Consider the following 272-nt stretch of genomic DNA (forward strand, 5'->3'; position numbering starts at 1 on the left):
TTTCAAGTGCATGTTGAATATGTGATTCAAAATCTAAGCCTTCAAATTGTCCTTTGGACTCCGCTTTTTTAAACTTCGTCCACAGAGGATCAATCTTTAATGCTGCTTGGAAGGCATTTTCCATACGCCCAAAGACATCATTGGGATCGGTATTGTAAAAAACATGCTGCTTGAGTTGTTCACGGAAAGGATTATTTTCCATGATCGCACGTCCTAATTGCGTTTTTAGCTGATCACTTGGTTGCTGGGCAACACGACCAAAAGGGAAACAG

The 272-nt window shown here is 40.8% G+C and carries 1 protein-coding gene; it reads right to left on the minus strand.

What is annotated here, in order from left to right; genetic code table 11:
- The coding region (locus VC352_RS24890) for an acyl-CoA dehydrogenase domain-containing protein (RefSeq protein ID WP_322982164.1) at window positions 1-272 on the minus strand (272 nt) is incomplete at both ends.

It is taken from the genome of Pseudomonas sp. C11, assembly GCF_034683865.1.
Taxonomy (GTDB): Bacteria; Pseudomonadota; Gammaproteobacteria; order Pseudomonadales; family Pseudomonadaceae; genus Aquipseudomonas.